This window comes from Bacillus sp. 01N45, assembly GCF_056399205.1.
In genome coordinates, this window is record NZ_JBFTQW010000006.1 from 302473 (window position 1) to 316021 (window position 13549).

Annotated in this window: 11 protein-coding genes; 6 read left to right on the forward strand and 5 right to left on the reverse strand. The window is 36.7% G+C overall.

The annotated features are described in order from the left end of the window. Window positions 1-30: 30 nt before the first annotated feature. From AC1DMU_RS16670 to chbG, 3 genes are read left to right on the forward strand one after another with little or no spacing between them, the layout of a single operon-like run. Entirely contained in the window at window positions 31-354 is a 324-nt protein-coding gene (locus AC1DMU_RS16670) for a PTS lactose/cellobiose transporter subunit IIA (protein ID WP_000989050.1), read from the forward strand. A gap of 3 nt (window positions 355-357) precedes the next feature. Further along, complete coding sequence (gene celF, locus AC1DMU_RS16675; RefSeq protein ID WP_000145757.1) at window positions 358-1683, forward strand: 6-phospho-beta-glucosidase; 1326 nt, start codon at window positions 358-360, stop codon at window positions 1681-1683. Window positions 1684-1731: 48 nt separating this feature from the next. Beyond that, window positions 1732-2436, forward strand: a complete 705-nt coding sequence (chbG, locus tag AC1DMU_RS16680; RefSeq protein WP_088064809.1) for a chitin disaccharide deacetylase — start codon at window positions 1732-1734, stop codon at window positions 2434-2436. A gap of 39 nt (window positions 2437-2475) precedes the next feature. Here chbG and AC1DMU_RS16685 read toward each other — a convergent pair whose 3' ends face one another. Then, window positions 2476-3657, reverse strand: coding sequence for a chromate transporter (locus tag AC1DMU_RS16685; protein WP_088064808.1), 1182 nt, complete (start codon window positions 3655-3657; stop codon window positions 2476-2478). Between the two features lie 189 nt (window positions 3658-3846). Between AC1DMU_RS16685 and exsM the strand changes: the two genes are divergently transcribed. Continuing rightward, window positions 3847-4260: an exosporium regulatory protein ExsM gene (gene exsM / locus AC1DMU_RS16690; RefSeq protein WP_048542536.1), complete on the forward strand. Its 414-nt coding sequence runs from the start codon at window positions 3847-3849 to the stop codon at window positions 4258-4260. Between the two features lie 141 nt (window positions 4261-4401). Here exsM and AC1DMU_RS16695 read toward each other — a convergent pair whose 3' ends face one another. The 3 genes from AC1DMU_RS16695 to AC1DMU_RS16705 all read right to left on the reverse strand — a co-directional run bounded on the left by AC1DMU_RS16695 (window position 4402) and on the right by AC1DMU_RS16705 (window position 9193). After that, window positions 4402-7077, reverse strand: coding sequence for a sigma-54-dependent transcriptional regulator (locus AC1DMU_RS16695; RefSeq protein ID WP_215558974.1), 2676 nt, complete (start codon window positions 7075-7077; stop codon window positions 4402-4404). Between the two features lie 104 nt (window positions 7078-7181). Further along, entirely contained in the window at window positions 7182-7919 is a 738-nt protein-coding gene (locus AC1DMU_RS16700) for a polysaccharide deacetylase family protein (protein WP_088064806.1), read from the reverse strand. 200 nt (window positions 7920-8119) lie between these two features. Continuing rightward, window positions 8120-9193 carry a glycosyltransferase family 4 protein gene (locus AC1DMU_RS16705; protein ID WP_000378314.1) on the reverse strand — a complete coding sequence of 358 codons (1074 nt, stop codon included), beginning with the start codon at window positions 9191-9193 and terminating at the stop codon, window positions 8120-8122. A 587-nt stretch (window positions 9194-9780) separates the two neighbouring features. Here AC1DMU_RS16705 and AC1DMU_RS16710 point away from each other — a divergent pair. After that, complete coding sequence (locus AC1DMU_RS16710; protein ID WP_142291830.1) at window positions 9781-11151, forward strand: UDP-glucose dehydrogenase family protein; 1371 nt, start codon at window positions 9781-9783, stop codon at window positions 11149-11151. Window positions 11152-11225: 74 nt separating this feature from the next. Continuing rightward, on the forward strand, window positions 11226-12341 hold the full coding sequence (wecB, locus tag AC1DMU_RS16715; RefSeq protein ID WP_000140139.1) for a non-hydrolyzing UDP-N-acetylglucosamine 2-epimerase: 1116 nt from the start codon (window positions 11226-11228) through the stop codon (window positions 12339-12341). A gap of 39 nt (window positions 12342-12380) precedes the next feature. On the opposite strand, the gene AC1DMU_RS16720 is transcribed toward wecB, so the two are convergent. Next, window positions 12381-13514: an LCP family protein gene (locus AC1DMU_RS16720; protein WP_088064805.1), complete on the reverse strand. Its 1134-nt coding sequence runs from the start codon at window positions 13512-13514 to the stop codon at window positions 12381-12383. Between the last annotated feature and the right edge of the window lie 35 nt (window positions 13515-13549).

Consider the following 13549-nt stretch of genomic DNA (forward strand, 5'->3'; position numbering starts at 1 on the left):
GGTTGAACCATAATAGAGAGGGCGGTAATTATGATGACTACAGCAGAACAAATTCCATTCCAATTAATTTTAAATAGTGGTAATGCACGAAGCTTTGCAATGGAGGCACTTCAATTTGCCAAACAGGGGAAAATGGCAGAGGCTGATGAAGCGATGGTGAAGGCGAAAGAAGCGATTAATGAAGCGCATCATTTCCAAACAGAGCTCATACAATCAGAAGCAAGAGGAGAAAAAACAGAGATTAGTGTTCTTTTAATTCATGCACAAGATCATTTAATGAATGCGATTACAGTAAAAGAATTAGCAGCAGAATTTATTGATCTTTATAAAAAGTTAGAAGCGAAAGGGGAATAAAGCATGACTGGAATTAAAATTGCTACAATCGGCGGTGGATCTAGTTATACACCAGAGTTAATTGAAGGGTTTATTAAACGTTATGATGAGCTTCCTGTTCGTGAAATTTGGTTAGTAGATATTGAGGCAGGAAAAGAAAAATTAGAAATCGTTGGTAACTTAGCGAAGCGTATGGTGAAAAAATCTGGTTTACCAATCGAGGTACATTTAACACTTGATCGCCGTGAAGCATTAAAAGATGCTGACTTCGTAACAACGCAGCTTCGCGTAGGTTTATTAGAAGCTCGTGCAAAAGATGAAGCAATCCCATTAAAATATGATGTAATTGGTCAGGAAACGAATGGTCCTGGTGGTTTATTCAAAGCGCTGAGAACGATTCCTGTTATTTTAGATATTTGTAAGGATATGGAGGAGCTTTGTCCGAATGCATGGTTAATTAACTTCGCGAACCCAGCTGGTATGGTAACAGAAGCTGTCCTTCGTTATACAAATATTCAAAGAGTAGTTGGTCTATGTAACGTTCCAATCGGAATCCGCATGGGTCTTGCAAGATTACTTGAAGTAGATGCAAGTCGTGTACACGTTGATTTTGCAGGTTTAAATCATATGGTATACGGACTAGACGTATATTTAGATGGCGTAAGTGTAATGGATCGTGTGTTAGAGCTTGTAACAGATCCAGAAAAGCAAATTACGATGGAAAATATTGCAGCACTTAACTGGGAGCCAGACTTTATTCGCGGTCTTCGTGCAATTCCATGTCCATACCATCGTTATTACTACAAAACACGTGAAATGTTAGAAGAAGAGAAAGAAGCTTCGGTTGAAAAAGGTACACGTGCAGAAGTAGTAAAACAATTAGAAGATGATTTATTCGAGTTATATAAAGACCCGAACTTAGATATTAAACCACCACAATTAGAAAAACGTGGCGGCGCTTATTATAGTGACGCAGCATGTAGCTTAATTACGTCTATTTACAATAATAAAGGTGATATCCAGCCTGTTAATACACGAAACAATGGAACAATTGCAAGCTTACCGCATGATTCTGCTGTTGAAGTGAACTGTATTATTACGAAAGAGGGTCCAAAACCAATTGCGGTCGGAGATCTTCCCGTACCAGTTCGCGGTTTAGTACAACAAATTAAATCATTTGAGCGCACAACAATTGAAGCTGCTGTTACAGGAGATTATCATAAAGCGCTGCTTGCTATGACAATTAATCCACTTGTACCATCAGATAAAGTTGCAAAACAAATTTTAGATGAAATGTTGGAAGCACATAAAGAATATCTTCCGCAGTTCTTTAAAAAGGTAGAGAAATAAAGCGGCGCTATTTAGCCCGCTTTTTTTATTCTATTAGGAGGTATTACGATGATTAAGTTAATTGTAAACGCAGATGATTTTGGTCTTACAGAAGGTACAAATTACGGCATTATTGATGGACATATAAATGGACTTGTAAATTCAACGACGATGATGATGAATATGCCAGGAACAGAGCATGCGGTACGCTTAGCAAAAGAATATAACCTACTCGGAGTAGGCGTACATCTCGTATTAACGGCAGGGAAACCTCTTCTTGGAGACGTACCATCACTTGTAAATAGCGATGGATTGTTTCATAAACAAAGCGTCGTATGGGAAGGGAAGCTAAATGCAGAAGAAGTTGAGAGAGAATGGACTGCTCAAATTGAGAAATTCCTATCTTACGGATTAAAACCAACTCATTTAGATAGTCATCATCACGTGCATGGATTACCGATCTTGCACGATGTTCTTGAGAGATTAGCGGCTACATATAATGTTCCAATTCGTCGTTGTGAGGAAGAGCGAGCAGTACGCCCGTTTTCTGACGTGTTTTACAGTGACTTTTACGCGGATGGTGTGACGGAAGATTACTTTGTGAAGTTAAAAGAAAGAGTACAAGGTGAACAAACGGTAGAAATTATGGTTCATCCAGCGTATATTGATCCAGAGCTTGTGAAGCGTTCTTCTTACGTAATGGATCGTGTGAAAGAATTGCGTATTTTAACAGAGAGCGAGTTGCCTGAAGGAATAGAACTTGTGAAGTTTTAATAGAAAAACGACGGCTACATAATGCCGTCGTTTTTTTATTTACAAAATCGATAGGATATATCCGCCAAAGGCTCCGAGTATAACGATAACCCAAGGTGGTGTTTTCCAAAAAGCGAGCAAGCAAAATAGAAGAGATGCAAAAACAAAATCTACAGCGTTCATAATTGTGCTCGTCCAAATAGGATCATAAAAAGCTGCTAATAAAATACCGACAACAGCTGCATTGATTCCAAGTAGTGCGCCTTGTATGTAAGATATTTTTCTCACACTGTCCCAAAATGGTAAAACACCAATAACGAGCAAGAAAGCAGGAAGAAAGATTGCAATTGTTGCGAGTATTGCCCCAAGCGTCCCGTTTAACACAGCTCCTATATAAGAAGCGAATGTAAATAGTGGACCTGGTACGGCTTGTGTTAATCCGTATCCAGCTAGGAACTGTTCTTTCGTCATCATTCCGTTTTGTACGAACTCACCTTCAAGAAGGGGTAGCACGACGTGTCCGCCTCCAAATACAAGTGCGCCAGAGCGATAGAAACTATCAAATAAAGCGATGTAATATGAGAACGGTCTTAATATTGGTAGCAACAGTAATAGTCCGAAGAATAAGATGAGACAAGAAACTGCTATCGTTTTTGAAATAGGTACTTTTATATTTTGAGATTGACTAATTGGTTGGTTGCGATATAAAAACCAGCCGATAAAGCCAGATACTATAATGAGAATGACTTGTGTCCAGCTACTTGGCCATAATAAGGCGATTGCGGCAGTTACAATAGCAATCGTCGCACGATTTCGGTCTGGCGTTAATTTTTGCGCCATTCCCCATATGGCATGAGCAACAATTGCGACTGCTACAAGTTTTAGTCCATGAATCCAGCCAGCACTCCCAAGGTCGAATTGATTAAGGAATGAGGCGAAGAAAACTAAAACAAGCACAGATGGTAAAGTGAATCCAATCCATGAAATAATAGCTCCTAATAATCCACCTCTTAATAATCCAACCCCCATACCGACTTGACTGCTAGCAGGACCAGGAAGGAATTGACATAGTGCTACTAAATCTCCATAGCTTCGTTCATCCATCCATTTTCTTTTTTGTATGTATTCGTGGTGGAAATAGCCAAGATGGGCGACAGGACCACCAAATGAAGTAAGTCCTAATTTAAATGAGACGAGAAAAATCTCTAATAATGTGTGAAAAGTATATTTGTTATTTTTCAAAACTACCTCCTATAATGCTTTCCTACGTGCATTATACAAGAGATAGTAAAGAAAAAGGAACGATTCTAATGTAAAGATTATGTGAATCTTTTCTTCGTAATTAAAACTTGAAAAAGTCATAAATGATTATGTATAAACCATAAAGTAGTAGAAGTAGTGCTGGGAAATTTATATAAGGAGAATGCCTGTATGACAACACATTTCTTTGCGAGGTTAACAGGGAAGAGGGAACTACCTCCTGTAAATACAGAAGCTTATGGTGTAACAGAGTTTATATTTAGTGATGATTTAAAGAAATTACAATATCGGATCATATTGAAAAACATCGAAAAAGTTACATCATGCCAAATTCATTTAGGAAAAGCGGATCAAATAGGTCCAGTGGTTTTAAATTTGTTTGGTCCAATAAAGCAAGGTATTAGTGTAAATGAAGGAGTCGTGACCGGTGTAGTCAATGTGGAAGATTTTGAAGGGCCTTTACAGGGGAGAGCGTTTGATAGCCTACTTCAAGAAATCATTCAGGCAAATGTATATGTAAATGTTTATACGAAGTCGAATAAGAAGGGCGAAATCAGGGGGAGAATCAGAAAAGTAAAGAAGTAGAAAAAAGGCTGTCCATATTTTGGAACAGCCTTTTTTCCTATAAGGTACAAATTTTAGTGGTTATTGTCGGTAAATCGATATATTGTGAAAATCGCTAATATAATTCGCGTTACGGTCGATATATTTAAAAAACTGCTTCGATTAATTTTTTACAGGCTGATTTTTAATGAAGAAGTCCATGATATAAAACACTTCATCATCAGGTATTTGTATTTCAAATGTATTTTCAATTGGTTGTAATGCTTTTTTCACTTTCATATACATCCAGTACTCATCTTGTCTTCGTTTCTCTTTATCTGGATGAGGGAGGAGGCTTTCTCCTTTTTGAAGACGGTCTACCATACAGCTCATATGCAGAATCACACCCATTAAGCTGTCAGGAGTTAGCTGTAAGGAAATTAATTCTTGAATTGTATTTAATGCGTAACGAATTGTTTTAATAAGTAATGCTCCGTCGTTCCGCTGCATTTGTTGTTCCAGAATATCAGCCATTTTTGCATATGTTTCTTCATACGTAATTAATTCTTGAATTGGCTGAATCGCTGTGTAGTTTACAATGTCTTGGAAATGGTATGTTAAGCATGGCACCTGCACATCGAAATTTGTGACGATACAAATGATATTCCGCTCTTTTTTTATGTTCTCAATCATTTTCGTTAAATCTTTTTCATGGACGATACTAATCGGAATAATTTCAATTAAGTCTTTGTCAAATCGCAAATAGTTCTCTAACATTTTTTGAATAGCTAAAGCACTGCCTTCCCCAGTTAAACAAGCTGTTAAAATAACAGACTTCATTGGTGATAGTGGCTTTTTCTTTTCTTCTTGTACGTTTAAGTAAAACGGTGTTAAGTTCTTCACTGTTTCATATAATGCATCTAACGAGTAGCCAAGTTGAGCTTTTCGAGCTGCTTCTAGTGCATGTGGAGTGCTTGTCATGGAAAGAACACGTACCGGAATTTTGAACTCAGTTTCTAATATATCACCAATATAAGCGAGAGAGCCCATATCGACGAGTAAGAGAAGTCCATTTACATTTTGGAGTGTTTTCATATACACTTTCACACGCTCTAAGAAATCTTTCGGCGATTCATGTAACGGCATATCGATACCGGTTACTTCCTCGATGCCGAGCAGTTCGTTTGCGACGTTTGCCATTTCTGTTGCGATGCCGTTGCCGTGCGCTAATATTAATACTTTTACTTCTGTTTGTGAGGCAGGAATTGGATCAACAACGAAGAACATTGTTAAAAAGCCTGCTTCATCAATAGGCATTGTTATTTGTAATTCGTCCTCCAGTAGTTGAATGCATTGCATAGCTACGGAAAAAGCGTCCTTATATTTCGTACGAATTTGATTTAATTGTGGGTGATGAATTTGTTTCCCAGCTTGCAAACGTTGTAGAGTTGTCTGTACATGTAAGCTTAAAGCGAGAAATACTTTTTCATCAAACGTCTTAGATAAATGCTTTTCAGCAAGTTCCGCAATTCTTTCACATACGGAAACGATATTACGATCCACAATTTTAAAAACATTTTCATGACTTGTTTTTTTAGAAATTTGGTTAAAATATTGTACGAAAAAGCTTTGAATATCATTTTCTATTAGTAATTCTAATTCGTCTTCTTCAATACCGCGAGCTTGAAGTTCTTCGTATTTATAATCAATATAATCGTAAATAGAAGAACGTTTTTCATTCTCTATTTTATGATTACTCCAACCTTCATCACCTGTAAATATAAATGTTTCATTTGGTATTTGGTATAGATGACGGCTCTTTCTTTCAATGAATAGCCCTTCTTTCATATACCAAGGTAAATCTGTACTTGAAACGTAGACAGAATCACGTTTCTTTGTCACAAGGTCAGAATAGGCTTTCGCACAGGCAATTTGTACATCCGTTTTTAATTGCCCGATGTTATTGGGGCAATTGTAAAAGACGAAAGCGCGCATTGCATTCGGACTAACGTGAATTTCTTTTCGCAGACGGATTGCTTCATTTGTGAAAAATAGTTGCAGTAAAGCAAATCGTTCTTTATGTGTACGCTCACGAAGTGGTGGCAGCGTAACAGTCATTGGTATACGTCTTGTAAATGTTTTTAATAAAAATGAATTTGGTTCTTCTGTTGTTGCAGTAATGATTAATACTTGTGCTTTACGCTCGTTTTCTGTTTCTCCAAGGCGGCGGTATACCCCGCGGTCAATAAAGGTGAAAAGCATTTCTTGTCCCTCTGGAGGAAGGCGATGTACTTCATCTAAGAAAAGGATCCCTTCATGTGCTTTTTCAATTAACCCTTTTTGATCACTTGCCCCTGTATAAGCTCCTTTTTTAATCCCAAATAACTGCCCCAGTAGTAGCTGTGGATTATTTGCGTAATCGGCACAGTTAAAGACGATAAATGGTGCATTTTTAGGAAGCTGTTCAACTTCAATTGCATATTCGTGCATTAAAGAAGCGAACATAGATTTTCCGACCCCTGTTTCTCCTAGCAGTAAAGTATGCATACCGTTTGGAGGATAGAGAATAGAAGCTTTCGCTTTTTCGATTGCGATTTTAAGGCTTGTATTTTCAATTGCAAATGTATCTAATGAATTCATTTTCTTTGAATGCGTTTCCAACGAAGCGTTCGTTTCTATATAAAAACGAACAGGACGCGTATTTGTTTTTAATAAACGTTTATCTTTTACAAGTTTGTTTAAGTCGCTACTTACATTGGCACGATCTAGTTGCAACAGGGTAGCGAGTTCTGATGCGGTTACACCTTCTATATAATTGCCTTCTTGTATTGCGTTAAAAATGAGATCTATTCGTTTCATTTCTATTCACCTCGAAACTTCATCACTATTTAAAATTTTACACAAAAATGGGAAGGGTGGGAAGAGAAAAATAAAACAGCTTTAGCAAATAGGCACTAAAGCTGTTACAATCTTGTGTCTTTCCAAAAGTTCACTTCGAGGTGAGAAGATGGATTATAGGGAAGAAGTTTGTATCCTTGTGACTGTAAGTAATCAATTACTTTAGGCAGTATTTGTACGGTTACACTCGAATCATGCATTAAAATCACTTCGACTTGTTCATCGCTCTGATTACGTACTCTTTCTAGTATGGCAGAAGGATTGTCATAGCTTTTCCAGTCATATGTATCGATTGTCCAATCCCACATTTTATACTGGGCGGATACAAGTGCATCACGGTAATTCTTTTTTAAGTAAGGCATGCTACCATACGGGACACGAACGAGATGTGAATTTAATTTTGTAACTTGCTGAACAATATTTTGTGTTTGTTCCATTTCTGTAATTAAAGCGGATGGATCACCAGTGTAAAGGCGTTTTACATCGTGTGACATACTGTGAAGTCCGATATAATGCCCCTCTTGAATTAATCGTTGCATTGTTTTTTTATAATGTGGTACTTTTCCACCAATAACAAAGAAAGTTGCTTTTCCGTTCTTTTCCTTTAAGATGTTTAAAATTTGCGTAGTATATTTGTTTGGTCCGTCATCAAATGTTAAGTACGCGATTTTTTTTGTAGGAGAGGTAGTTTCAGTATTTGGATGATGTTCAGCAGGGGTCATTGTAGTTGCTCCTGCATGAGATGACGCGTACATAGTAATTGTTAAAAATAAAATAACGTATTGAAATACTCGCTTGATCATAACATTCACCCTCAGTTTGACAATCAAGATGTAAAAAAGAAAATATAATCCTTTTCTTATTATGTATATCTTTCTCCAATAGTGGGGCTCTCAAACAATCTATATTTTGGAAATATAAAATGATGAATAAAAAATAGCATCCTCTTATAAGAAAGAGGATGCTATTTGAATATTTCATAATTGTAAAGGCTATACTACAATTAGTCTTCACGTTTTTTCACTTTTTTATAAAAGGAAATAAGTGGTTTGTAACGTTCATGTACAAGCCCAATTACTTCAGCAATGATTTCTGTAAAGAAGATTAAAACGAAAAGAAGAATAATGGATAACCATAATGTCGCACTAGAGAAAATGATTGCATTTACACTAAAGAAAATACCGAATGCGTATATAATTAGTACCGTTTTACGATGAGAGAAGCCCATTGCAAGTAAACGGTGATGTAAATGCGATTTATCTGGTGCTGAAATAGGTTTTTTATTTACGATACGACGGATAATTGCAAATGTCGTATCAAATACAGGTACGCCTAAAATGATAACTGGAACGATAAAGCTGAATAACGTTACACTTTTGTATAATCCAAGTAACGATATAACAGAAATACAGTATCCTAAAAATAGCGCGCCTGTATCTCCCATGAAAATTTTTGCTGGATGGAAGTTGTAGAATAAAAATCCAATTGTACTTGCTAATGTAATTAATGCTAGTGGTAAGATAATAGCGGCTCCAGTGCCCCATGGGCTAGTGAAGGCCATATATGCTAGCGTTGCAAGTACGATAGATGAAATACCAGCAGATAACCCATCTAAGCCATCAATTAAGTTGATTGCATTTGTAATACCTACAATCCAAAATACTGTAATTGGATAAGCAAGCCATCCAAGTTCAGTATCCCCGAGGATTGGGATATATAATACTTGCACTAATAATCCACTTTTTACAATCATCATGGCAACTAGTAGTTGCCCACCGAATTTTACCTTCGCAGATAACTCGTACATATCATCTAAAATACCGATGATTACAATGATAATCGCACCTAGCGTTATCGATAACATTCTTTGTTCGTATAAGCCGCCGACAACAAATCCTACAGCTACACCAATAAATATCGCTAACCCGCCAAGACGAGGCATAATCTTTTGATGCACTTTACGAGCGTTTGGCTTATCTGTTGCTCCTATTTTAAAAGCTAACTTAATAACTAAAGGAGTAACGACGAGTACAGTGATGAAAGATGCCAAGATGGCATAAATCACTTGTGAGTCCATTAATACCCCACCCTTTTATAGTCTAACGTAATTTTTTTAAATATATTTATCTGAAAATTATGATGTTTATTTACAGGCTCATAACATATGGTATCACAAAAAGATTAGAATTCAATCTTTTTTTCTTTGTGTGGTAAATGGAAGCGGATAGAATATATGACAATTGTATACAGAATGTTGAATCGTTTGAGAAGGTTAATTGTATTGGACTTTAGAATATGACATTTTCTCTTTTTTCGATAATGAATATTTTTATTTCAGTATTATAAGTGTTACACCTAGAAATGAGTAAGTTCCGTGTTAAAATGTGGGAATTTATCCGCATGAACGGGCAGTAAGGTTCGCACCTCAAAATTCAGTTGGAGAAAAGAAGTTAGGTGGGGATCTTAATTCCTGTAAAAGCCTGATTGGTTTAACTAATAATTAGCCGGGGATGGATGACCCTTACTGAATAAAGTTTCATTTTATATTCTTACATGTAATTTTACAAAAACTTAAAAAAGAATGGAAAAAGTAATTCATATAATAAAGAAGTAAAAGAGTTTTCTCATTTTTAATGTGAGAGGGGGAAGCACAGGGAGAATTCTATGTATTCGTATATTTTCTATTGTATATTCCTGTGCGAAAAGGAAATGAAAATTACGATAATAGGTACCGGATACGTTGGATTAATTACAGGAGTAGGATTGGCAATGTTAGGCCATTCAGTCACATGTTTTGATATAAATGATGAGAAAATTGAACGGATAAAGCAAGGAGATCTGCCTATTTATGAAGCGGGTTTATATGAATTAATAAATGATGCATGTGAGAATGATTGTTTAACTTTTACAACAAGTAGAGTAAAAGCATTTTACGATGCAGAATTTATATTTATTGCAGTTGGAACGCCATCTTTATTAGATGGGACAGCGGATTTAACATATATTCGAAGTGCTTGTGACGATATTGGAACATATGCGACGAATGACATTATTGTCGTTACGAAAAGTACGGTTCCTGTAGGTACAAATGATGTTATGAGGGGATGGATTGAGGAGAAATTACTAAATAGATATGAATTACATATCGTATCGAATCCGGAATTTTTACGGGAAGGTTCAGGGATTTACGATTTTTTTCAGGGAGATCGTATTGTAATTGGAGCAGATAATGAGGAAGCGGCACGAAAAGTGGAGAATTTGTATAGTGAATTACGCTTAAAAACGTATGTTACAAATATAAAAAGTGCAGAGATGATTAAATATGCATCCAATGCTTTTTTAGCGACAAAAATTAGTTTTATCAATGAAATTTCAAATATATGTGAGAAGGTAGGGGCCAATGTATTAGACGTTGCAAAAGGGATGGGAATGGATAAGAGAATTGGAGCGTCTTTTTTAAATGCGGGCATTGGTTATGGGGGTTCGTGTTTTCCGAAAGATACGAAAGCCCTTGTGCAAATTGCAGGGAATGTGGCGCATGATTTTCGCTTGTTAAAAGCAGTCATTGAAGTGAATAATAAACAACAGTTGTTATTGATTGAGAAAGCGAAGAAAGTATTAAATATGAACAAGAAGCGGATTGCGGTGCTGGGAGCGGCATTTAAACCGAATACTGATGATATAAGAGACGCACCGTCCCTTATTATGATACAAGAATTAATTCATATAGGTGCGGATGTAGTTCTATATGACCCAAAAGCGATTCCAAATATGAAAAATATCTTTGGAGAGACTATACAATATAGCGAATGTATAGATGAATCGATTAGAGGAGCGAGTGCGGCTTTTATCATGACAGAATGGGAGGCTATCCGAGCTTATCCGTTAGAAAGGTACGCACAACTTATGAGAGAACCTATTTTATTAGATGGAAGAAATTGTTATACTGTTGAGGATGTCAAGAAGCAAGAGATAGATTATTATTCGGTTGGAAGAGAAAGTATTTGTAAGAGGGAATTTTCCGTTATTCGTTAAAAAGGCATGTATTCATGTATATTCTTATATGTCATAATAGAAGTTGTAACTAGTGAAAGAAAAGAGGCAATGAAATGACTGAACGTTTAAAAGTAATGACAATTTTCGGGACACGTCCAGAAGCAATTAAAATGGCACCTCTTGTGTTAGAGTTGCAAAAACATCCAGAAAAAATTGAGTCGATTGTGACTGTAACAGCGCAACATCGTCAAATGTTAGACCAAGTATTAAGTATCTTTGGAATTACGCCAGATTTCGATTTGAATATTATGAAAGACCGCCAAACTTTAATTGATATTACAACGCGTGGTTTAGAAGGTTTGGATAAAGTAATGAAAGAAGCAAAACCGGATATTGTACTTGTACATGGTGATACAACGACAACATTTATTGCGAGTTTAGCTGCTTTCTACAATCAAATTCCAGTAGGGCATGTTGAAGCAGGACTTCGTACATGGGATAAATATTCTCCATACCCAGAAGAGATGAATCGCCAATTAACAGGCGTCATGGCAGATCTTCATTTCTCACCTACAACAAAATCAGCAACGAACTTACAGAAAGAAAATAAAGATGAGTCACGCATTTTCATAACAGGGAATACAGCGATTGACGCACTAAAAACGACTGTAAAAGAAACATATAGTCATCCTGTACTAGAGAAACTTGGAAACGATCGTCTTGTACTTATGACAGCTCACCGCCGTGAAAACTTAGGAGAGCCAATGCGTAATATGTTCCGTGCAATTAAACGTCTTGTTGATAAGCATGAAGACGTACAAGTTGTGTATCCGGTTCATATGAACCCAGTTGTTCGTGAGACAGCGAATGATATTTTAGGCGATCATAGCCGAATTCATTTAATTGAGCCGCTAGATGTAATTGATTTCCACAATGTTGCAGCTCGTTCATACTTAATGTTAACTGATTCTGGTGGTGTACAAGAGGAAGCGCCGTCACTTGGTGTACCGGTTCTTGTTCTTCGTGATACAACAGAGCGCCCAGAAGGTATTGAAGCAGGTACATTGAAATTAGCAGGAACAGACGAAGAGACAATCTTTGGTCTTGCTGATGAGTTGTTATCAGATAAAGAAGCTCATGATAAGATGTCAAAAGCATCTAATCCTTACGGTGATGGCCGTGCATCAGAGCGCATTGTAGAAGCAATTTTACAACACTTTAATAAGTAAATAAAAAGAGCCAAATCATATGCGATTTGGCTCTTTTTGTTATTGCTGATTTCTCATAATCCACTCTGCATGAGCATTCGTAGAAGGAGGTGGTTCAGTTGGTGTTTTGTTCTGATTCTGATTCGTTTCTTTCTTTGCCTTTTCGTCAGAGTTAGAATTTGAAGAATGGTTTGATTCGGTTTTTGTAGTTGGATTTTCTTGAGTGTTTGCTGTTTCTCCTAATTCTTTTTTAATTTCGTTACGTACTGTCTCTACACCGATTGGATCTGGAAGGAAGTAATAAATACCACCTATTTTTTTGTCTTCTCCTTCAAGTTTGAACGTTTGCATTGTAGAAGGATCAAATCCAGATAGTTTATTATAAAGAGCCAGTCCGTCTGAAATAGGAATGTCAGTTTTTATATATTTTCCAACGACTGCTGTTAAATCTTTAATTTTAAATACGGTAGAGGCTGAATTTAGTTTTTGAGCAACAGCGGCTAGTAATTGTCTTTGTCTAGTGGCCCGACCATAATCGCCGTTTGGATCCTGCTTTCGCATACGTACGTATGCGAGTGCTTCTTCCCCATTTAAGTCTTGTTGTCCTTGCTTAAATTCGATTTTTTTGTAGTAATCCACGTCTGAACGCTCCCAAAAATCGAATGGGACATCAACAGTAACACCGCCAACAGCATCAACAATTCCTTTAAAGCCTTGGAAATCAATTTTAATATAATGGTCTACAGGAACTTTTAGAAAACCTTCGACAGTTTTGATTGCCATTTCTTCTCCGCCGTAAGCGTGCGCAGCGTTAATTTTGTCCTCTTTGTTCTTACCAACAATTGGAACGCGACTATCACGAGGGATACTCATAAGCGAAATCTTTTTAGTTTTAGGATTGACGGTCGCAAACATTAATGAATCTGTACGACCGTTTTGACCGTCCGTTGCATAATCTTCTATACCCATAATGAGGAGTGTAAAAGGCTCCTTTGTAATTTCTACATCTTCGGTTCTCAAGTCCGATTTTTGACGAGTAAAACCACTATACATCCCCATGAGAGAAGAGTAGGAATTTAATATATAAAGTCCTACACCACCAAATAAAAATACGAAAATAAGGAAGTAGAAAAACTTTCTTCTTCGTTTCTTTTTTATTCTGCTATTTTGGAGATGATAATAACGTTCTTCCATATATAATCTCCTTAGTTCATTTGTAGGAAAGTAAT